Source organism: Sphingobacterium yanglingense, assembly GCF_004363245.1.
Taxonomy (GTDB): Bacteria; Bacteroidota; Bacteroidia; order Sphingobacteriales; family Sphingobacteriaceae; genus Sphingobacterium; species Sphingobacterium yanglingense.
The window spans coordinates 395941-416914 of record NZ_SNYV01000017.1 but is presented as its reverse complement, the minus strand read 5'-3'; the positions used below and the strand labels follow the sequence as shown (position 1 = coordinate 416914).

Annotated in this window: 19 protein-coding genes; 6 read left to right on the top strand and 13 right to left on the bottom strand. The window is 39.6% G+C overall.

Annotated elements, in window-relative coordinates:
• The first annotated feature begins 26 nt into the window (after positions 1 to 26).
• The 3 genes from CLV99_RS19750 (at position 27) to CLV99_RS19740 (ending at position 1591) form a co-directional block, all read left to right on the top strand.
• Positions 27 to 296 (top strand): YtxH domain-containing protein, encoded by a 270-nt coding sequence (locus tag CLV99_RS19750; RefSeq protein ID WP_133586229.1) that lies wholly within the window; start codon positions 27 to 29, stop codon positions 294 to 296.
• A 105-nt stretch (positions 297 to 401) separates the two neighbouring features.
• Positions 402 to 851 (top strand): phage holin family protein, encoded by a 450-nt coding sequence (locus tag CLV99_RS19745; protein ID WP_211348584.1) that lies wholly within the window; start codon positions 402 to 404, stop codon positions 849 to 851.
• A 215-nt stretch (positions 852 to 1066) separates the two neighbouring features.
• A complete protein-coding gene (locus CLV99_RS19740) occupies positions 1067 to 1591 on the top strand; it encodes a hypothetical protein (RefSeq protein WP_246032815.1) in 525 nt (174 codons plus the stop codon).
• Here the strand turns inward: CLV99_RS19740 and fcl are convergent.
• Positions 1588 to 2517, bottom strand: coding sequence for a GDP-L-fucose synthase (fcl, locus tag CLV99_RS19735; RefSeq protein WP_133586227.1), 930 nt, complete (start codon positions 2515 to 2517; stop codon positions 1588 to 1590). The genes CLV99_RS19740 and fcl overlap by 4 nt on opposite strands.
• A gap of 231 nt (positions 2518 to 2748) precedes the next feature.
• Between fcl and trmB the strand changes: the two genes are divergently transcribed.
• Together trmB and CLV99_RS19725 are read left to right on the top strand one after the other, a co-directional pair.
• Entirely contained in the window at positions 2749 to 3396 is a 648-nt protein-coding gene (gene trmB, locus CLV99_RS19730) for a tRNA (guanosine(46)-N7)-methyltransferase TrmB (protein WP_133586226.1), read from the top strand.
• A 78-nt stretch (positions 3397 to 3474) separates the two neighbouring features.
• Positions 3475 to 7017, top strand: a complete 3543-nt coding sequence (locus CLV99_RS19725; RefSeq protein WP_133586225.1) for a T9SS type B sorting domain-containing protein — start codon at positions 3475 to 3477, stop codon at positions 7015 to 7017.
• Between the two features lie 23 nt (positions 7018 to 7040).
• Here CLV99_RS19725 and trhO read toward each other — a convergent pair whose 3' ends face one another.
• The 11 genes from trhO to CLV99_RS19670 form a co-directional block, all read right to left on the bottom strand.
• Complete coding sequence (gene trhO, locus CLV99_RS19720; RefSeq protein WP_133586224.1) at positions 7041 to 8021, bottom strand: oxygen-dependent tRNA uridine(34) hydroxylase TrhO; 981 nt, start codon at positions 8019 to 8021, stop codon at positions 7041 to 7043.
• Between the two features lie 90 nt (positions 8022 to 8111).
• Positions 8112 to 8348 (bottom strand): DUF3820 family protein, encoded by a 237-nt coding sequence (locus CLV99_RS19715; protein WP_133586223.1) that lies wholly within the window; start codon positions 8346 to 8348, stop codon positions 8112 to 8114.
• A complete protein-coding gene (locus tag CLV99_RS19710; RefSeq protein WP_133586222.1) occupies positions 8329 to 9081 on the bottom strand; it encodes a glycosyltransferase family 2 protein in 753 nt (250 codons plus the stop codon). Before CLV99_RS19710 ends, CLV99_RS19715 begins: the two co-directional genes overlap by 20 nt.
• A gap of 8 nt (positions 9082 to 9089) precedes the next feature.
• Positions 9090 to 9998 (bottom strand): glycosyltransferase family protein, encoded by a 909-nt coding sequence (locus tag CLV99_RS19705; protein WP_133586221.1) that lies wholly within the window; start codon positions 9996 to 9998, stop codon positions 9090 to 9092.
• Between the two features lie 3 nt (positions 9999 to 10001).
• On the bottom strand, positions 10002 to 10874 hold the full coding sequence (locus CLV99_RS19700; RefSeq protein ID WP_133586220.1) for a glycosyltransferase family 2 protein: 873 nt from the start codon (positions 10872 to 10874) through the stop codon (positions 10002 to 10004).
• Complete coding sequence (locus CLV99_RS19695) at positions 10871 to 12343, bottom strand: lipopolysaccharide biosynthesis protein (RefSeq protein WP_133586219.1); 1473 nt, start codon at positions 12341 to 12343, stop codon at positions 10871 to 10873. Before CLV99_RS19695 ends, CLV99_RS19700 begins: the two co-directional genes overlap by 4 nt.
• 21 nt (positions 12344 to 12364) lie before the next feature.
• Entirely contained in the window at positions 12365 to 13108 is a 744-nt protein-coding gene (locus CLV99_RS19690; RefSeq protein ID WP_133586218.1) for a DeoR/GlpR family DNA-binding transcription regulator, read from the bottom strand.
• 30 nt (positions 13109 to 13138) lie between these two features.
• Positions 13139 to 14749: a hypothetical protein gene (locus CLV99_RS19685; RefSeq protein ID WP_133586217.1), complete on the bottom strand. Its 1611-nt coding sequence runs from the start codon at positions 14747 to 14749 to the stop codon at positions 13139 to 13141.
• 172 nt (positions 14750 to 14921) lie between these two features.
• Positions 14922 to 15647 carry a YebC/PmpR family DNA-binding transcriptional regulator gene (locus CLV99_RS19680; protein WP_133586216.1) on the bottom strand — a complete coding sequence of 242 codons (726 nt, stop codon included), beginning with the start codon at positions 15645 to 15647 and terminating at the stop codon, positions 14922 to 14924.
• 1 nt (position 15648) lies between these two features.
• Positions 15649 to 16599: an NAD-dependent epimerase/dehydratase family protein gene (locus CLV99_RS19675; protein WP_133586215.1), complete on the bottom strand. Its 951-nt coding sequence runs from the start codon at positions 16597 to 16599 to the stop codon at positions 15649 to 15651.
• Positions 16600 to 16758: 159 nt separating this feature from the next.
• Complete coding sequence (locus CLV99_RS19670; protein ID WP_211348583.1) at positions 16759 to 18378, bottom strand: lamin tail domain-containing protein; 1620 nt, start codon at positions 18376 to 18378, stop codon at positions 16759 to 16761.
• A 332-nt stretch (positions 18379 to 18710) separates the two neighbouring features.
• On the opposite strand from CLV99_RS19670, the gene CLV99_RS19665 reads away from it, so the two are divergent.
• Entirely contained in the window at positions 18711 to 19700 is a 990-nt protein-coding gene (locus CLV99_RS19665; RefSeq protein WP_133586213.1) for an aspartate-semialdehyde dehydrogenase, read from the top strand.
• Between the two features lie 281 nt (positions 19701 to 19981).
• Here the strand turns inward: CLV99_RS19665 and CLV99_RS19660 are convergent, their stop codons facing one another.
• Positions 19982 to 20971 carry a Kelch repeat-containing protein gene (locus CLV99_RS19660; protein ID WP_133586212.1) on the bottom strand — a complete coding sequence of 330 codons (990 nt, stop codon included), beginning with the start codon at positions 20969 to 20971 and terminating at the stop codon, positions 19982 to 19984.
• Positions 20972 to 20974: the final 3 nt, after the last annotated feature.

Here is a 20974-nt window from a genome sequence, read left to right as displayed (position 1 = left end):
GACAGATAAAAACAAATTAAGTATATATGAAAGATAGCGGTAAAGTTGTAGCAGCATTACTTGCTGGATTAGCAGCAGGAGCAGTACTAGGAGTCTTATTTGCGCCCGAAAAAGGAACAGAGACGAGAGAGAAAATAAATGAATCATTAGCGGATCTTGGAGATGCACTAAAAGAGCGCGCCGAAGAACAACTTGATCAGCTTAACGATTTTAAGGAAAAGGTGTTAGCAATGGTCAAATCGAAAGTTTCAAATGCGGAAGCATTCGCGGATGATGAAATAGAAGAACATGCATAATTTGGATTAAACTGATAATCCAAAATCTTAATATTTACAATAGTTTATGAAGTGCAGGATCTATTGATGTTGTACTTCATAGACATTTAAATAAAATACAATCCAATGAGCGAACAAAATTTTTCATTCTCAGGGAGTTTTCAAAAGGCTAAGGAATATGTCGATACACAGGTAGAGCTGCTGAAGTTAAAAACTATAGCCCGCATGGGGCGCGTTATCGGTACCCTTGTACTGGACGCAACCAAGCTGCTTCTTACTTTAATCGTTGTTTTTTTTCTATCCCTAGCACTTGGTTTTTTTCTTGGAGAGCTTTTGGGGAGTAATGCACTGGGTTTTTTGGTCACGGGTGCTGTTTTCTTTGTTATACTTCTTGTTATCCGTGCTTTCGAACCGAAGTTGGAAGCTAAGTTTATGGATCTGACGATACGTCGGGTTTTAGGTAAGTGGCAAGAAGACGAAGAGTTATTTGAAGAATCCCAACAAAGTAAGGACTCTCCTGACGAGGGAAATACTTTGGACGGACAGCATACACAATGGGATAATAAAGCGATATAGGTAGAGAAAATGTCCATGATTGCAAAATACAAACACGAATGACCGCGAAGCAGCATGCACACCAAGTACAATAAAAACGTGCATAATATAATTACTTCGTGAGCTCGTTGCACTCAGTTTGGGCATTCCATTCCGATAAATCGGAACAAGTTAATGGCGATTAAAAGACAAACCGATCCGCCAGCTGGCAGATCATCGAGGATAATAATATGCATGTGAAATCAAAAATCAAAAATATAGAAGACCTTAGACTAGAAATTGTCCGTTTGAATCAACTCAAAAAGGAACAGGAAGAGTATTTGGTCGACCAGTATCAGCTTCTTAAACATAAAGTCGAAGCGCCAGCTCGATTTATAAGCAATCTCACATCAAGCATACCTGGGGTAGATTTTGTAAAGGGTATCTTTTCAGCCTTCGGTAGCGGAGGAGGGGCTAAGTCTGGGGCAGCTAATCAAAGCGATTGGTTGGCAAGGGCACTACAGCTTGGACTGCCTTTGGTATTGAACAGAACCTTTCTCAAGAATTCGGGATGGCTTAAGAAAGCAATAGTACTATTAGCATCAGATAGTGCAGTGGCACAGGTTACACAGGGCAAAGTCAGTTCGTTGATGTCTAAACTTGCCAAGTTCGTCCGACCAAAGAAATCCAAAAAGAAACATAAGGATGTTGCTCCACTGGATGATCTTGAAGATAATGGGATGGTGAATTTTGGAATTCCTCCAGATAGCGAAACCTATTAACAGTGTTTCGCTATAAAATCTGCGTAAGCAAGACGGATACCTTCTTCTAGATCAATACGGTGTTTCCACCCCAATGCATGTAATTTGCTGACATCCATTAGTTTTCGAGGTGTGCCGTCTGGTTTGTTGCTGTCAAAATTTAATTCACCTTTGTAGCCAATAATTGTCTTGATCAATAGGGCTAGGTCTTTGATGCTAATGTCTTCTCCTACACCGATATTAATGAACTGTTCTTCATCATAGTTGTTCATCAAGAATACACAAGCCTCTGCCAAGTCCGTTGAAAACAAAAACTCCCGTAAAGGAGATCCCGTACCCCATATCGTGACTTCAGGTACTTCATTAACTTTTGCTTCGTGAAATCTACGGATTAGTGCCGGGAGCACATGCGAGTTTTCAGGATGGTAATTGTCATTGTAACCATACAGGTTGGTTGGCATGACTGAAATAAAATTATCTCCATATTGGCTTCTATAGGCTTCACACATTTTAATCCCTGCAATTTTTGCAATAGCATAAGGTTCGTTCGTAGGTTCTAGGGTGCCCGTCAATAGGTAGTCTTCTTTCAAAGGCTGAGGAGCAAGCTTAGGATAAATACATGAAGATCCTAAAAACAGTAATTTTTTGACCTGATGTACATGCGCTTGGTGGATGACATTACTTTGAATAGCAATGTTCTCATAGATAAAATCAGCTCTATAGGTATTGTTTGCAACAATTCCACCTACCTTTGCCGCTGCCAAAAACACATATTCTGGTTTTTCATTTTCAAAAAAAGTAGCTACATCATGTTGGTTACGAAGATCCAGTTCTTTGGATGTTCGTGTCACAATATTGGTGTATCCTTCTTGTTTTAATTTCTGATATATCGCAGATCCGACCATACCTCTATGGCCAGCTACGTAGATTTTAGCTTCTTTTTCCACGTTCAAAGTATTGAATTAATGCAAACCTACATAAATTCAGAATTGTAAGCAATACAATAGTGTTCAATAAAGATATCCACGTTGCACAGCTGTCACAGCGATGAATAAATGTAATTACTTGATGAACTCTCCTCGTTATTTGCAGACGAAATTGAATTTTGTAACACCTCGCATCCAATTATATTTTTTATAGAGAAAATATAAGATTATTTTTGCGACTTAATATTTGTTATGGGTAAGGATAAATTGAGAAAATTCGCTGAAGTTGCGACTTTTAAAAACGTAGTACAGTTGGACGCTGGCAAGGAGTATAAAGGAAAATGGTCTACCAAATTCTTTGGCAATGATAAGCCTTTAATACTTGAATTGGCCTGTGGAAAAGGAGAATATACGGTGAATTTAGCGAAGTTCTTTCCAGATACTAACTTTATTGGAATAGATTATAAAGGAAACCGCATTTGGAGAGGAGCGAAGACGGCTCTCGAAGAGGGGATAGATAATGTTGGGTTTCTACGTATACAGATTGAAACCATTCTCGAGTTTTTTGAAGCAGACGAAATTTCAGAAATATGGATTACCTTTCCCGATCCGCAGCCGCAAGATAGCCGGGAGAAAAAGCGATTGACCAACCCTGTGTTTTTAGAACGTTATAAGATTATCTTAAAGGAGGGTGGACTTATGCACCTGAAGACAGATAGTGACTTCTTCTACGGCTATACCAGGGAACAGATTGCACTACAAAATTTTCCGGTCATCAAAGAAACAACAGACCTATATAAGTCAGATTTAGTTGATGAGGTTCTTTCTATAAAAACATACTATGAAAGAAAGTATTTAGCTGTCGATAAGAGCATCAATTACGTAGAATGGACGTTTTAAAATAGCTTTTTTGCTAACCAACTTTAATCAATTTTCATTATTTTTATAGTTTCCAATTGGGACCTTAATTTTTGTGAATTGAAAAATCTTATTGCGTTATTTTTTCTTTGTCTTTCGAATGTTATATATGCAGAAGGTTCTAAGGATTTGTATCCGAACAATATTGCAAAGGGAGCAAGAGCCTATTTAGCATCTGGACAAAAGACGGTTGAAGCTAATGTTTTTCTTGAGGGCGTTCATTTTGCATGGGTTAAAAAAGGAGAACGACTCTATGTAGGTTCAAGCGCACAAAATCTAAAATCCGGCAGAATAAGAGTTACTTCGCCAGGTGGTAAGGTGTATTCTACTATCGCTAATGATATTGGAAAAATATTCAATCGTCAAGCTGAACTTGCAGGCCCTCGTATAGGAACAAATGGTGGTTATGATGCTTTTGAGGTCGACGCTGATGAAGAAGGGATTTGGGAAGTAAGATTTCTTGCTCCAGAATATAACCCAACGGGGCAGTCACCTGCAATTCCGGCGAATGGCAATTGGATTCAGGAAGTAAGTGCCTTTATTGCGGCTTGGGATGTCTCTGTGAGAGATGTTTCCAAATCGGTTTGGGTAAATGGACGTGTTTTTACACATAGCTTATTAATGTATTTGCATAATAGCACGTTGAATACCCCAAACGGATTAGGTGGATATTTTGGTATTAATTATGTATTGACGAATGACGGAGCACTTTATAAAGTGGATGCAAATGGATGTCATGGTCTTGGTTTTGCATTTTTTGCTAATAATGCTGGTTATTTGGATGACAAAGGTAATCCTTCGTATAAAAGTGCCGGACATTTCGCAGATAGGATGCACTTTCCTTATCTCCCTGATACGGAAAAATATGTAACCCACAAAATGTTTTATAATTTTCCTGACCTTAACCTACCCAAACGTGCCAGAGGTGAGAAGTATCCAGGCAAGGAAACCTGGCTCTTAACGGAAGAACCTAAGGTGGTACAGGTGACAGATATAAATCTTGTGGGGTTCGAGGGGACTAATGGGGCGTTAAATCAAAAAGGGGCATGGATTTCTTTTGGAACATCACGTGCAGGAAAGTACAAGATTGAGATTGGTTCAAAGTCTCTTGCGCATAGTTTTGAATCTCGGATATTATTAGTCGAAGGAAAAATCGGTAGTAATCAGTTCTACTGGGATGGGTTAGATGGCAACAAAAAATTTATTCCTTTTGGTTTAGACTATCCGGTTGAGATAAAAATTAGTTTGATTACGGGCGAAGTTCATTTTCCGTATTTAGATATGGAAATAAACCCATTAGGTTTAAAAATACAAAGATTCACAATCAGCGGGCAGGATTTGGGAGATGTTAAGGTGTATTGGGATGATGAAGAAATTAGTAAAAATTCTACAGCACCGGATCGGTCTAATCCGATTGTCAATTTGACGGGCATATTAAGTAACGTAAATGGACATAAATGGGGAAGCAATTATATGCAACCGCAATTTGCAGATAACAGAGGGATGGATACATGGACTTATTCAACAGACTTCTCTACTTCAAAACTAATGAATATTAACGTTCGGAAATATGATTTAAAGATAGAGACGATCCAGGAAAATAAGAAGGAAGTGCTATTAAATGAGCTTTTTGAGTATGAGGTTGTTATTATGAATCAGGGGCCTGATGAGGCTCTTGGAGCTGGATTTGTATTTGAAGTTCCTGATGGTGTAGAGATTGTTTCAGTAGGGACGGAAAGTAGTTGTGGGGTCGTTCTTACAGGTATAAATAATAAAAATAAATTTAAGTCTTCCATTAATCTTCCATCAGGTTGTTCATTGACCTATGTTTTTGAAGCCAGGGTGTCTCGATATGAAGAGGCATTTTTTAACGGAATACCCGTTTTCGCAGGAGTAATTCGTGGATCTGATGCCACCGATCCTGACGCAACTGCACTCAGTAACAAAGCAAGTGTTGGAAGTTCTATAGAAGAGTGTCTATCAGGATGTAATAATAATAAAACCAATAAGAAGATTTTATTGATTGATCCGGCCGAAAGTGATGCTAAAATAGGCCTTTTAAAAGAGGTAACATTTCGTGATAAAAATAAAAATGGCAAAATAGATGAAGGAGATGTGTTGGTTTATGATTTCAGAATTAGGAATACGGGTAATGCAATTTTACAAGATATACAACTGACCGATCAGAAGATATCCACTGGCTCACTTCTGACTAGCGATAATCTAACCCCAGGTGAGGAAGTTCATTTTCAATTTGAATATTTCCTCAAAAAGGAGGAAATAGGTAAAACGATAAGTAACACTGCGGAAGTTTTATCATACACTAGTAGAAGACGAAAAATTTCCGATAAATCCGGAACAGATTTTAACAATGATAATCCAACATTATTTAATACTAATCTTCCTTCGAAAATTTTTTTGACTAAAACCGTTGTAAATTTTGGTTCAGGAGAAAATCGACAGTTTACACGAGGAGATGTTATTAAGTATCGATTTGATATAAAACATGAGGGAGAGGAGCTAACTAATATATTGTTGGTTGATAGATTGTTAGAGGAATACGCAATTCCAATACCTGTATTGGAATGGAATAGCGTTACTACTCTTTATCGGGAATATAGTATAACTGAGGATGACGTCGCCACAGGTCTAGTTAAGAATGTGGCTTCGATATCCGGAATCGAAGGTCAATACGGTATTAATATAATGGATGTCTCTGGACATACTTTTGACGATGATGAAGAAACAATAACAGAAATAGCTAGACCATTTGTAACAAAAGACGATGTTTTGAACTTGTATCAAGGTGAGAAGATTAAATTAAATTTTTTAACGAATGATATGGTGGGCTCAAGTGGTATAAAGACTGTAAATTTTGATAGCAACTTTCTATATGGAACTATTTCTTACTCGGATGGGGCATACTACTACGCTGTAAGTGAAAATGTCGATATTGGTCAAGAATATATTAGCTACACTGTGTCGGATAATAGTGGTCTACAAAGTAATGTTGCCAAAATTCTGATAAATATTAGGAAAACAAAGGCAATAGCAAAGGATGATTCCATAAGAACCACTTTTAATTTTAGGACGAAGATAAGACCTTGGCTCAATGACTATTCAGAGGGGAGTGAACTGGATGTGCATAGTTTGAATATTGTTGATTTTCCATTGCATGGCTCATTAGATGTAGATGAAAGAGGAATAGTGAGTTATCAATCAAATTCCACTTTTACAGGAGTCGATAAGTTTACTTATAGAATCGCGGATTTGAATGGTAATTCATCCGCTCCAGCAACCGTTTTTATTGAAGTAATAGGAGCTTTCGTGCCTAATATAATCACTCCAAATGATGACGGGATCAATGATGTCTTCTTTATAGTAGGGTTGAATCTTTTTGATCGTGTCGAATTAAAGATTTTGACTAGACTTGGAGAGTTTGTTTATGAATCGGAAAATTATAAAAATGATTGGCTACCTGACCAAAATGTTAAAGAGGGAACCTACTTTTATTCTCTGAATTTCCATAAGTCAGGTTTTAAATCACATGAAAAGAAAGGCTACGTTTTAATTTTACGAGAATTACACCATATGTTTAGATAAACGAAGCGAGGAAACTCGCTTCGTTAACTTTGACTTTTCGGGACAAAATTTTTATGCTTACGTTTGGATATTTTTTCAATGTTCACCGGCTGAGGGATTTTTACATAGTATCCCGTTCCATCATACTCTCTTTTATTAGGGCTTTCCATACAGGCTTCGGAACAACAGCCTTCTAGCTTCTCGCCACAGGAATCACATTGCGTAAAGTGCTCATTACAGGTCGGGTTGGCACAGTTGATCATCTTTGGTGTAGTCGTACCACAATTCTTACAAGTAGATATTACAACAGGATTGGTCGAATTTACTTCAACCGTCACTCGGTTGTCAAAGACATAGCACTTCCCTTCAAAATCCTTACCTCCTGCTTCTTTGCCGTATTTTATGATACCACCGTGTAATTGGTATACATCTTCAAAACCTTCTTTTAAAAGTAGGGCAGATGCTTTCTCACATTTGATACCACCGGTACAATAAGTTAGGATTTTTTTGCCTTTGTATTGTTCAAGTTCTTTTATTTTCTCTGGAAACTCCCGGAAATTTTCAATGTCCAAAGTGACGGCATTTTTGAATTTTCCCACATTATGCTCATAGTTTGAACGAACATCCAGAACAACGACATCTTCGCGGTCTTTCATCTCCATAAAGTCCTGTGGTTCCAAATGAATGCCCGTCTGTTGGTTCGGATCTATTTCTTTGGGGTCACGTAATCCCGAATGGACAATCTCAGGTTTATAGCGACAGTGCATCTTGATAAATGATGGCTCATCGACATCATCTATTTTAAATTCCGTATGATTGAATCTACCATCCGCATATATAGCATCCATATATGCCTTACAAGCCTCAGGCGAGCCTGATACGGTACCGTTAAGCCCTTCGTCAGCAACGATGATACGGCCGACTAAATGAAGTGATTTACAAAATTCGAGGTGATCTGAAGCAAATTGCTCCGCATTTTCGATAGGGCTGTAACAGTAGTACAGCAATGTTTGATATTTTGTCATATGTGCATTGATACCGCTGCAAACGGCGTTTAATGTTTGAATTAATTATGCAAAGTTAACTAAATCGGAGAAACCAAAAAATGATGCTCGTCACTTTTTAACCAAAGGATGTAACAAGTATTCTAAGCCATTGACTTTAATTTCATATAGGGTAGCTAATAAAACACCCATTCTTCCGGCAGGAAACCCCTTTTGTCGGTACCAAGCAAGATACGGTTCAGGTAGTTTATACAACGTCCAGCCCTGATATTTTCCATATGGCATTTTGCTGTTTGCTAGCTCAACGAGCAATTCTGGATTCAAACCGTTATTCTCTTGTTTTGCCATGTTTAATTCTGTATTTAATTAATCGAAATGCGATGACCCCGTGATTGAACCAATTAGCAAACGTTCCATAGTGTTTTTTGAATATTGCGTAGCGTTCTTTTAGGCTTTGTCGATGCCGTTTTTGAGACATCCCACCTACGAGATATTTAGCCACATATTGATGTACATTTTGGGTCGATTTCGCTTTTTTTGCAGCACGGATTACCCAATCGATATCAGCGCTCAGTTGATAGTTGAGATCGTAGGGCGACGTAATGTCTCTTTTGATGTAGATTGCCTGGTGGCAGATATTCATCCCGTAGCGGAATGATTTCCAGGTAAACTGCTCCGGTGCTTTATGTCTTCGATCGGCCACGATGTTACGTTGCTCGTCCACCAGCTTGGTCTCTCCGTAGATAATATCAGCACCTTTGCCTTTTTCTACAATACATTGGATGGTATCTTTATCATAGAGCTCATCTCCGGAGTTCAAGAAAAGAACATAATCCCCGGTTGCTAAAGCAAGGCCCTTATTCATAGCATCATAGATTCCTTTATCTTTCTCTGATACAATATGGGCGATGCGATCCTCATAGCGACGGATCACCTCTAATGTGCCGTCGGTAGAAGCTCCATCTACAATGATATATTCGATATTTGGATACGACTGCTGTAGTACAGAAGAAATTGTGTGAGCAATGTCCCGGACATTATTGTATACAATCGTGATTATGGATATTTTAACAGTATTCACAGTTTCTTTTATCGTTTATTCCAGTGTTTGCGTAGATATCGAATCACGCGTTTTGCGAAAGACCCCTTACGGGTCTTGTAAAAGTACTTAATGGATTCGTAAGCTTCTTTGTGTTCCGCTATTTCTTTTGGGAATTGTGTTACTTTTTGAGTCGCCAATGTTACTTTATAGGCCAAGTCCGCATCCGAATGTGTCCCAGAGCCATCCGTTCCGATATTTTGGATCATGGATGTCCTTGGATAGAGGGCCAGGCCGTTTTGTTTAAAAATAGACAAATACCAACGGATTGCCCAAGAATTAATCTTTCCTGCCTTAAATTGTTTTACCTGCTTCCAGAAGTTTTCGCTATGGTCAATACTAAATCGCTTGATGTCAGCTTTCGAGAAGTCGGTAGTCAGTTTGTCGATATCCGCTTCAAAGTGTTTCCATGCCCGGTCCCAGGTGGCCCATCCCCAACTGTTGGCCACCCGAAAAAAGAAGCTTTCCGGCAGTTGTTCGGCATGTTGGACAGGATACATATAACCACTGATCTCCATCACCTGTTCATCTTCTTCATAACAGGTAAGGGCATCATTGAAATACTGCAAGCCGAATTCCGATATCTCCAGATCATCTTCTAGTATAATCGCCCTGCCATGTTTTGAGATTACTTCCGTAACTCCCTTTATGATATTTGTAGCAAGTCCTAGGTTCTTGGATCTCTCGATGATATGTATACTTTTAAAATCCCAAGGCTCTCGTATCAGAGCGCGTACAGCGTTGACATGTTCGATTTCCTCTCCGTTTTTTGCCCCGTCTGAATAGATGTAGATGTTTGATTCAGAAGCACCAATGCTTTTCTCTAAGGCCTCTAACGTCTTTTTCGTGTGTTTCGGTCTATTATAGACGAATAGTATAACAGGTGCTAATATATCCATATGCTACAGAATTGCTTGTTCAGCTCTTTTATTAAAGCTTCGTGTTTTTATTACATTAGGAGTCAAGCAAAAAATCCGCCAAGCTATTTTAAAATAGTCCCCCCCGTCATTAAAGTTTAGTTTTAGCACAGCGGTAATAGCTTTTTTGAGACTAGCCCCAAAAGAATTCCCAAAGGCGGTCATGCAGTTATAATTGATATTGCAGTACTCCGTAAGATGATATACAAATTCACCTTTATAATATGCTTCTCTCTTAAAGGGGCGATTCTGGCGGTCATGATATGCAAAGGCATCTTTTATAAAAGCCGTTTTCAATTGATGATACCTAATTCTATTAGCATAGTCCTTATCCTCTCCATAATGAAAAAAAATAGGAGAAAACCCCCCTATGGTTTTTAGTACGTGAATTGGTAACAGCCAAAAAGCAGCATTAATAAATGGGACTACCCCATAATTATCTTTTTCCGTGGCATTCTTTATGTAATCCGCAAAGCCCTTGTCCAATTTACGCTCGGTTCCATCCAAATGCATGGGAGAGATAATACCAAATTCATCTTGGCATCCAGCGATCAGTCTTTCTAAACAATCGCTTGCGATCCAGGCATCCTGATTGACCAAAAAAGCAAAATCGTAGCCCTCTTTCAATGCAATATTAAGTCCTACATTATTCGCGCGTCCAAAACCAAGGTTGGACGAATTGGCAATCATACGTATGGAAGGATAACGCTGTTTTATAGATTGTACCGTTGTGTCTTGAGAGTTGTTGTCTAATATAAGGACATCGTTAGGGTAGGTTGAACTAAGGAGGCTCTGAATACACTTATCCAGCCAAGGTTCAAAATTGTAGGTTACGATGATGGTGAGGACCCTTTTCATACAGTCTTTTTGCGTTTGATATTTTTCACGTATTCTAAAACTTCGTCCAGTATCGCCGGCAAAAATAGTTTGTTTAATGCGATATAAGCCCCGCCCATCGTAAATACTGCTACAATAAAACGGAGGTAAATATTAGTAATCAGAGAAAACGCAAAGTGAGCCACTAAAGCTGCTAAAGCTGCTAATATCGCATATGAGAATATGTCATGAAACATATTTTTTAAAGAATATTTGATATATGGTTTCGCAAGGCTGAGCCAAACAAATATCCAGGAAAATTGAAGTAATACAGTGAGCTGTAGCATAAATAGAATGCTATAGCTATGTGCCGCCAATAGAATCAGAAGCTGTAGAATACCAAAAGAAAGAATACTGAACATATACAGGTTAGACTTTCCTTTGCTTAATATAAAGTTTGCAAATACGTTCGATACCACTAAAAAAGCACCACCAATACATAGGGGTTGGAGGTAAGCAGCGCTGTCAGACCATTTAGCTGTTAATGCAATCAGGATAAATTCATTAGACACCAAGGCCAATCCAAACAAAGAAGGAAATGCAATAAATGAAGTGAAAGCTAGTATTTTGCGAAAAACACGCAACTGCCGATCTTGATCTGTTTGTATTTTTTGGAGTACAGGTTGTGTCACATTATTTACCATATTTGTGATTACCGATTGTCCCATCAGGTTCCATTTAATGGCCTGATTGACATTTCCAACATCCTCAGGCTTGTAGAATTTTCCAAGGATTAAAGAGTATACATTGTTGTTGAGATGTATAAAAACATTGGTAATGAATATCTTGCTGCTGAATCCTATAATCTCTCGAATGGGTTTAAAGTCAATGTTGAAAGAAGGTCTGAACTTTGAAAAATAAAAAAATAAGGCGGAAGTTGTCGCGGCATAGAGGATTGTCTGTATAGCGATGCCCCAATAAGAAAACCCTAGATAAGCAAGGATAACCCCTACAATATTAGAAACAATAATTGCAGTCAATGTTGAGATAGCCCTTTCCTTGACCATTAGGTTGCGGAACAGATATGCATTGTGGGCAATGCCAAAGCTCCCAGTCCAAAACCCCAAAAAGACTAACCTCGATAAGGGTTTAAGTTCGGGAATGCCGTAATAGGATGCTATCAGGGGTGCAGACAAAAACAGCAGTATATATAAGATCGTTCCTACACTGATGCTACACCAAAAAACGGCATTATAATCTCTGTGAGCCACTGTAGATTTATTGGCTATCCCGTTGACAAAGCCACTTTCTTGAAAGGCTGACGCTATGAGGGAGAATATGGTAACCATCGCAATCATACCATAATCCGACGGAGTTAACATACGTGCCAATGCAATCCCGAAAAGCGCGCCAAGTATCTGTTGCAGACCGTTTGAAAGTCCGCTCCAGACGAGGCCTTTGGTTGTCCTGCTCTTTAACGAGCCATTTGCACTCTCATCCTGAGTACTCATTAATGATAATAATAGCTAATTTTAAATTACTTTAATACTGTTTGCAAAGTCTTTTAAGGACCTGTCACTTGGAGAGAGGTCAGTGATAAGGTATGTAACCTCTTTAAGGGGAACTACCCGCATTTTTTGGTTGGAATTAAGCTTCTCCGCGATACTGAGGATAGCCAGACTTTTAGAGCATTTGATCATTGCTCGTTTGATCTGTACAACCTCCCAATCGGAGTCAGTGATTCCTTCTTCAAGAGAAAGACTATTTGTTCCCAGAAGACAGAGGTCAACGCGAATGTCAGCTAGTTCGTTCACCACTTGTGATCCCGTTACAATATTCGTGTTGCGGGACAATTTTCCTCCCAACAAGAAAACATCGATATTATCTTTTTCGGCCAGTTCAAGTGCTACTAATGGACTTATTGTGAAAAAGGTGCACTGTAGGTCATTTGGTACAAGACGAGCCAATTCAATCATAGTTGTCCCACCGCCAATTAACACACTCATGCCATTTGCAATCAACGAAAGCGCTTTACTTGCGATTTCTTTTTTACCTTCTTTAGCGTATACATTTCCCTCTTGAAATGGAAATTGAAATGATTTTGATAGTGCGCCACCGTATACTTTGATGACCTGTCCATTCTCGGCCAGTTCATTCAGGTCACGGCGAATGGTATCTTCTGAAACATTTAGTTGTATGCTCAGATCGGATGATAATACTTTGTTGTGAAGGTTTATTTGATGGACAATATAAGCCTGTCTTTCTTCTTTTAACATAATTTTAGCGAATTATATAAGGTTGCTTGTTTATTGCTTTGGGGTATCCGTAGGAGGAATGTTTTTAGTCATTCCTGCTTTAAACCGAGGTTTGAATCCTGTTGGTTTATTGCTGATCTCCGCTGTATTCTCTATCGGATCAGCGGGAGCTACTACAGGCTTTTCTTCTGCTTCTTCGGATGTGGTAGTTGCTGTTTTTGTCACACCTGCCTTAAACCGAGGTTTGAATCCTGTTGGTTTATTGCTGACCTCCGTCGTATTCTCTATCGGATCAGCGGGAGCTACTACAGGCTTTTCTTCTGCTTCTTCGGATGTGGTAGTTGCTGTTTTTGTCACACCTGCCTTAAACCGAGGTTTGAATCCTGTTGGTTTATTGCTGACCTCCGTCGTATTCTCTATCGGATCAGCGGGAGCTACTACAGGCTTTTCTTCTGCTTCTTCGGATGTGGTAGTTGCTGTTTTTGTCACACCTGCCTTAAACCGAGGTTTGAATCCTGAAGGTTTATTGCTGACCTCCGTCGTATTCTCTATCGGATCAGCGGGAGCTACTACAGGCTTTTCTTCTGCTTCTTCGGATGTGGTAGATGCTGTTTTTGTCACTCCTGCTTTAAACCGAGGTTTGAATCCTGAAGGTTTATTGCTGACCTCCGTCGTATTCTCTATCGGATCAGCGGGAGCTACTACAGGCTTTTCTTCTGCTTCTTCGGATGTGGTAGATGCTGTTTTTGTCACTCCTGCTTTAAACCGAGGTTTGAATCCTGAAGGTTTATTGCTGACCTCCGTCGTATTCTCTATCGGATCAGCGGGAGCTACTACAGGCTTTTCTTCTGCTTCTTCGGATGTGGTAGATGCTGTTTTTGTCACTTCTGCTTTAAACCGAGGTTTGAATCCTGTTGGTTTATTGCTGATCTCCGCTGTATTCTCTATCGGATCAGCGGGAGCTACTACAGGCTTTTCTTCTGCTTCTTCGGATGTGGTAGTTGCTGTTTTTGTCACTCCTGCTTTAAACCGAGGTTTGAATCCTGAAGGTTTATTGCTGATCTCCGCTGTATTCTCTATCGGATCAGTAGGAGTTTCTACAGGCTTTTCTTCTGCTTCTACGGATGTGGTAGTTGCTGTTTTTGTCAGGCCTGCCTTAAACCGAGGTTTGAATCCTGAAGGTTTATTGCTGACTTCCGTCATGTTCTCTATCGGATCAGTGGGAGCTTCTAGAGGCTTTTCTTCTACTTCTTCAGCGGCTGTGTTAGCAGCTGTTTTGGCCATACCTGTTTTAAATCGAGGCTTGAATCCAGAAGGTGTGGCTACCTGTTGTGGTAGCTTCTCTTCTTCTTCGCTGGCCTTAACCAAAGGTTTTGCAACAGACCTTGGTTTGAAGCCTGTAGGAGGCGCAATTTTATTCACCGATTCAGGTGATTTAGAGGTGTTTTCTTCTCGGGTAGTTGTTGAGGTAGGAACTATTTCCTCGCTTAATAAGTAGCTTTTTCTGAGCTTATTAAACCAGAATTTTTTAGAGTGATCAAAACTTTTTTCACCCATTGAATTATAGTGTACCCTAAACTCATGATACAGCTCTTCGTTTGCAGATTTCAATGCAAAAAGATCTATTTTCTTTTTTATAAAAAATTCTTCAAAACTGAGCATACTCAAACTTAAATAAAATGCTTTGCATTCGCACAATGTATCCCCTAAAAAATGCTATAACGTTATATCTGGCGGGTAGTCAAACACGAAAGTAATATTCCTAGGTAATTAAAAACCTTCATACATTGAAGTATGAAGGTCGTGTGATACAATTATTTACTAGGGTATCTTATTATTCCATGTTGTGGTATACCGCCTGCACATCATCATCCTCTTCAATTTTATCGATGAGCTTTAAGACATCTGCCGCTTGTTCTTCTGTCAATGTTGTGTGTGACAGGGAGATACGCTCCAGTTTTGCTGATGTTGTCTCAATGCCTTTCTCTTCCAGAAGGCGCTGCATGTTACCGAAGTCTTCAAATGAAGTCTGCACAACAACCACATCATTGCCTTCTTCGTCAGCTTCTACATAGAGTTCCTCTAGTCCACCGTCGATGAGTTCAAGTTCTAGCTCTTCAACATCAAGTTCTTCTGTTGCTGGAAAACGGAAAATGGATTTACGTTGGAATATAAAATCTAGAGAACCAGTTTTACCCAATGAACCTCCTGATTTTGTAAAATAGCTACGGATATTAGCAACTGTTCTGTTTGTGTTGTCTGTTGCTGTCTCGATCAGTACCGGTACGCCATGTGGGCCATATCCTTCATATACAAATTCTTCGTAGCCTTTTGAGTCTTTTTCCGAAGCTCTCTTAATAGCAGCTTCCACGCGGTCTTTCGGCATGTTTACCGCCTTCGCGTTTTGAATGGCAGTACGTAAGCGAGAGTTATTTTCAGGGTGAGGGCCTCCTTCTTTTACAGAAATTGCGATTTCTTTCCCTAAGCGCGTAAATTGTACGGCCATTTTGGCCCAACGCTTAAATTTTCTTTCTTTTCTAAATTCAAAAGCTCTACCCATTTTATTTGTTTGTTTTAAGATTTTCGATCATGTCCTTGGTCATGGCTTCCAGGTCATACGCTATTTCCCAGTTCCAATCTTTACGGGCATATTCATCGTCAATACTTTGCGGCCAAGAGTCGGCAATAGCTTGGCGAGGATCTCCCGAGCTGTAGGACATCCCAAAATTAGGAAGAATTTTTTTAATTTCTTGTGCGATCATCTCTGGAGTAAAAGAAACACCCGCAAGATTATAGCTCGAGCGGATCGTTAGATTCTCTGCAGGAGCATCCATCAACTGAATTGTAGCACGTACAGCATCATCCATATACATCATAGGCAGGGCTGTCTGTGCAGAAAGGAAACTCTCATAGCTGCCTTTGGCCAATGCTTCAAAAAAGATATGTACCGCGTAGTCAGTTGTTCCCCCACCCGGAGCAGTTTTCCAGGATATAATACCTGGGTAACGGATACTACGGATATCCAATCCATATTTTTCATGGTAGTATTCACAAAGACGTTCTCCGGCTAATTTACTAATACCATAAATACTATTCGGGTCCATTACACAGTACTGAGGTGTATCTACTTTCGGTGAGTTTGGACCAAATACTGCAATAGAACTTGGCCAAAATATTTTCTTTATTCCACCTAGTTCAACAGCAAGATCTAATACATTCAGTAGCCCATTCATATTTAAATCCCATGCTTTCTGTGGATATTGTTCTCCTGTGGCAGACAACATGGCTGCCAATAGATATACTTGAGTAGGTTTGTGCTTTTCGAAGAGTGCCTTTAAGGCAACTTTATCCAGCACATTGATGATTTCAAAATTCTGAGTAGCAACCGCAGTTTGAGGTTCCCTGATATCAGTAGTGATAACGTTCTCCGCACCAAACTTGGTTCTTAAAGCGTCGGCTAGTTCTGTGCCAATCTGACCGTTTGAGCCTAAGATTATAATAGTTTCTTTCATTAAATAAATATTTACGAGAAGATAGCTTTCAGCAGTTCTATCGTGCTCGGTTTTTCTTGTTAAAGTAATACGGAGATTAGTGTTGTTTTTGCATTTTTTTATTTCGAAACCAACTATTTATTTCCGTGTTGCAAAGATAGGTGTTTTATAGCGTTTTTCTTAATACTGATGCGATTTCTGAACAAGGATAAAAGCACCCTTAAAGATCTCTCTGGAGCCATTTTCCCGATAGATTTCCATCCAGTAGATATAGTGTCCCGAAGGTGCTTTTTGCCCTTTTTCATCCTTGCAATCCCACATGATTTTTCCATCAGAACCACCGCTCTGTTGGCGAATCAATCGGTTGACTAACGTTCCCTTTTCGGTATAAATATTTAGGTTGAACAAGTAGTCCGAATCGTTCAATATATAGTTTACTTCGAGCTCATCTTCGAAGCTATCACCATCCGGAGAAACTGTTTTTGAAGTCAAAAATATATCGTTTTTTTTACAGAGACTATCCGTTGCAGTGGAATTGCGAAAGCCAGGCGTCGATCCACCGATTAGTGTCGCCGCCGATTTAAAGTTACCCGGTAGATTGCTGTCTTCATTATAGGACTGCCGTTCTAAGGAAATACCTTTCGGATTATTGATCAATGGAGCGTGCATTGAAGCATGGTAATACAGTGAATCAACCAATCCTTGTGGCGAGAATAACGTGACGATCCCTTGTTGGTTTGCGTAGGAGGGGATACTCGCCATCTCGTGGACACGCGCTGCTATTGCGTTCACATGCGTATGAATGATTTTATCCCGCTCTGCCGTGAGTACCAAAAACTCCTGAGGGGGGAGAAGCAAGGGCTTTTCCGATAATATTCTGTTTCCTAATTGCCAGCCTTGAAGGTTTATAGGTAGAGATGTTCTGTTAAATACCTCAACAAAATCACTTCCTTCTGCTTGAGGGTTGAATAAAATCTCATTGATGACAACATCATTATATTGAACTTTTGGCTGGTTGAAAATCAAATAATCTTCGATTTGAAGCATAATGCCACATATAGCCAATTCTTGTGTGCTCAATGTATAGGCTTCCTGGGCTTTTAGCTCATGATCAAGACCGAGGACAAGTTGGCCGGTATTATCATCCCAAGAAGCCGTTATTGGAATAATATTGCCTGGATTAATACGGAAGTGTTCTCCTTCAAAATGAGGGAGAAAGAGCCGATCCGTATTAAAATGGAGACGAATGCTTTTGTCCAACATCTCTACAGCTGTTATTCCCACTTTGGGTAGAAATGCCCTATTCATTATAGAATTGGGACTTCCTGGTGTCCCTCCACGATGGGCAACGGACGAAGCCCAGTTGCTTGCAGTGTTGCATCGCCAATCAGGGTTTATCCGCTCTAGGCTCCAACCTCCGGCTTTTTGAGCATTTCCTTGATGCCAGCTGTCTTTGTAAGAGAGTTCATCCAACAGTGTATCCTGTCTATAGAGACCGATTGTGGCTCCTGAGTTGTTGAGAATGGCCCAGTTACTAAAAGAAATCACATTACCAAAGCTCGATAGAAGGTCTTCACCTTCCTTTGCACATAGGATAACGAATTGCTGAGGGGCTAGTAGGTAAGGGGGAAGCTGTACGCTTTTTTTGTTGATATCCAGACGGAGTGATGCGAGATCTACGACAGAAGTAGAATTGTTTAGAAGTTCGATATATTCGACGGCAGGCAGCTGACCATTTTTAGGGTTGGCCATTACTTCATTGATTACAATATCCTGCCCGTATCCATATGTAATTGACATGAACCAAATACAGAGCATATAAAGCTTGATTTTCATCTCGGTTTTAATTGGTTTTTTTCACGAAAGTATAACTTCGTTAACTAAGGCAATATAAAGAATATATTTTGCCTAAATAAGGTTTACGTATAGCAAATATTCGGTGTAGAGCCTATTTTTATTGATAAATTAATAATTTATATGGTTCTAATAGCGGTTTTGTGTCAATGTTTGGAGCCTTAGGATGATAAAAATGTAATTTTTTGTATAGAATACTCCTGTTTATTTATTATGTTTGGCATCGTGAAATTAGAAATAGAATTCACGCTATATACTAAACAGTAAATTATATAACAATGAAAGTAGCAGTAGTTGGCGCAACAGGTCTTGTTGGGTCAGAAATTTTGACGGTGTTAAAGGAAAGAAACTTCCCCGTAACAGAATTGATTCCTGTAGCCTCTGAAAGAAGTAAGGGCAAGGAAATCGAATTCAAGGGTAAGAAGTTTAAGACGGTAACACCAGACGAAGCTATTGCGATGCAGCCTGATGTAGCCTTGTTTTCTGCGGGAGGAAGTGTATCTACAGAATATGCTCCTTTATTCGCAGCAGCAGGAATTACAGTAGTCGATAATTCATCTGCTTGGCGGATGGATCCTTCCAAAAAGCTTGTCGTACCTGAAGTTAATGGAGATGTATTAACCTCAGCAGATAAGATTATTGCGAACCCAAATTGTTCCACAATTCAGATGGTGGTGGTCTTAAAACCATTACATGAGAAGTATAAAATCAAGCGTGTTGTTGTATCCACCTATCAATCAGTGACGGGTACAGGAGTCAAAGCCGTACAGCAGTTGAACGATGAGCGTGCAGGTGTAGAAGGAGAAAAAGCCTATCCTTACCAAATCGATTTGAATGTTATTCCGCATATTGACGTGTTCCAGGAAAACGGCTATACGAAGGAAGAGATGAAGATGATTCAGGAAACCAATAAAATCATGCAGGATGATTCAATCAAGGTAACCGCTACTACGGTGCGCATTCCTGTGATGGGAGGACATTCAGAGTCTGTGAATATCGAGTTCGAAAGTGATTTTGATGTACAGGAGCTTCGTGCAGCGTTGGCAGCACAAGAAGGCGTAGTTGTGGTGGACGATCCAAGTAATCTAGCTTACCCGATGCCTAAGGATGCGCATGGAAAAGACGAAGTATTTGTTGGACGTATACGTAGAGATGAATCTCAGGCCAATACAGTGAACTTATGGATTGTAGCCGACAACTTGAGGAAAGGAGCCGCAACAAATGCAGTTCAGGTTGCTGAGCTATTGAATAAAAAAGGCTTAATATAAAATAACGAACTAACCGTAATCATATATATACCAAAAAACGCCCTTCTCGGAGGGCGTTTTTTATGCAATATATTTTTATAAATACAAATCATTGCTAGCTATAGATAAGAGGAGGAGACCATAAGGGATTAGGAATTGAGAGATCGCTACTTTTGCTTGCTCGCCTATAGATCGTTTTCTTCTGTACAGGATACGCAATAACAATGGAGTGAGTTCTTGGTTTAAAAGAAAAAGGCGAATACAGAGATGTATTCGCCTTTTATATATCTTAGCAGTTTAAACTATCTAACTTGTGTAAATACCCAAGTGTCGTCAAACTTCGTAGCACTATTCATACCAGTTGTAAGGTAACCTTTTCCACCGATAGAAAATGAAACAGCTCCTTCTCTAGCATTCTGAGGCAATGCTTGGTGTTTGCTTTCCCATTTGTTGGCAGCAACATCGTATTTCCAAACGTTACCTAATACAGAACCTTTTTTACCACCTACTACATAACCGAAGTTACCAATAACAAATGTTGAAGCAGATTGACGAGTCAAGTCATATGTATTAGAAGCATCTTTCAATGGAGCAACATTTTCGTTCCATGTTTTTCCATCAAAAGAATAGAAATCTTCTGGGAACTGGTTGTTGTCCATACCACCGCCAACATAAGCTTTACCGTTTACTACAAAAGCAAATGCATTAACACGTTTGTTTTTCAAAGGAGATTCAATAGACGTCCAAGTGTTAGTTTTCGGATCATATTTATAGAAATCCTTTAACGTTTTCTGTGTTTTTGTTGCTCCTGTACCTACATAACCGATGCCATCCAATGTGAAAGCAACAGCACCGTAGCGAGCTTCTCCAGGGAAGTCAGCGATTTTTGTCCACTCGTTAGTTGCAGGATCATATTGCCAGAAGTCATTAAGTACATCCGTGCCGTTGAAACCTGTACCCATATACCCTTTGCCATCGATACTAAAACCAACAGCACCGTTACGAGCTTCACCACCAAATTCTTTGATACGTGACCATAAGTTATTCTTGAAAGTCCAAGCATCCTTAGTTCTTTCATTTGTTGTTAAGATACCAGTCGCCAAATAGCCTACATCTCCGATTTGGAAAGAAGCAGCTGAACTTCTAGGGTCACCATCAAACGCAGAAGCCTTTACCCATTCCGTAGGACCATTGTCAGTTGTGTTATCATCTTTGTCCTTTTTACAAGAGTTGAAAGCAGTTAATGAAAAAACACAGGCTACAACTACAAAAAGCCAATTTTTCTTATTCATAGA

Bases quoted from the DNA above. Each gene is read 5' to 3' on its own strand.
- CLV99_RS19750 (WP_133586229.1), top strand. From the start codon at position 27: ATGAAAGATAGCGGTAAAGTTGTAGCAGCATTACTTGCTGGATTAGCA.
- CLV99_RS19745 (WP_211348584.1), top strand. From the start codon at position 402: ATGAGCGAACAAAATTTTTCATTCTCAGGGAGTTTTCAAAAGGCTAAG.
- trmB (WP_133586226.1), top strand. From the start codon at position 2,749: ATGGGTAAGGATAAATTGAGAAAATTCGCTGAAGTTGCGACTTTTAAA.
- trhO (WP_133586224.1), bottom strand. From the start codon at position 8,021: ATGACAAAATATCAAACATTGCTGTACTACTGTTACAGCCCTATCGAA.
- CLV99_RS19715 (WP_133586223.1), bottom strand. From the start codon at position 8,348: ATGGCAAAACAAGAGAATAACGGTTTGAATCCAGAATTGCTCGTTGAG.
- CLV99_RS19705 (WP_133586221.1), bottom strand. From the start codon at position 9,998: ATGGATATATTAGCACCTGTTATACTATTCGTCTATAATAGACCGAAA.
- CLV99_RS19700 (WP_133586220.1), bottom strand. From the start codon at position 10,874: ATGAAAAGGGTCCTCACCATCATCGTAACCTACAATTTTGAACCTTGG.
- CLV99_RS19695 (WP_133586219.1), bottom strand. From the start codon at position 12,343: ATGAGTACTCAGGATGAGAGTGCAAATGGCTCGTTAAAGAGCAGGACA.
- CLV99_RS19690 (WP_133586218.1), bottom strand. From the start codon at position 13,108: ATGTTAAAAGAAGAAAGACAGGCTTATATTGTCCATCAAATAAACCTT.
- CLV99_RS19685 (WP_133586217.1), bottom strand. From the start codon at position 14,749: ATGCTCAGTTTTGAAGAATTTTTTATAAAAAAGAAAATAGATCTTTTT.
- CLV99_RS19680 (WP_133586216.1), bottom strand. From the start codon at position 15,647: ATGGGTAGAGCTTTTGAATTTAGAAAAGAAAGAAAATTTAAGCGTTGG.
- CLV99_RS19675 (WP_133586215.1), bottom strand. From the start codon at position 16,599: ATGAAAGAAACTATTATAATCTTAGGCTCAAACGGTCAGATTGGCACA.
- CLV99_RS19670 (WP_211348583.1), bottom strand. From the start codon at position 18,378: ATGTCAATTACATATGGATACGGGCAGGATATTGTAATCAATGAAGTA.
- CLV99_RS19665 (WP_133586213.1), top strand. From the start codon at position 18,711: ATGAAAGTAGCAGTAGTTGGCGCAACAGGTCTTGTTGGGTCAGAAATT.
- CLV99_RS19660 (WP_133586212.1), bottom strand. From the start codon at position 20,971: ATGAATAAGAAAAATTGGCTTTTTGTAGTTGTAGCCTGTGTTTTTTCA.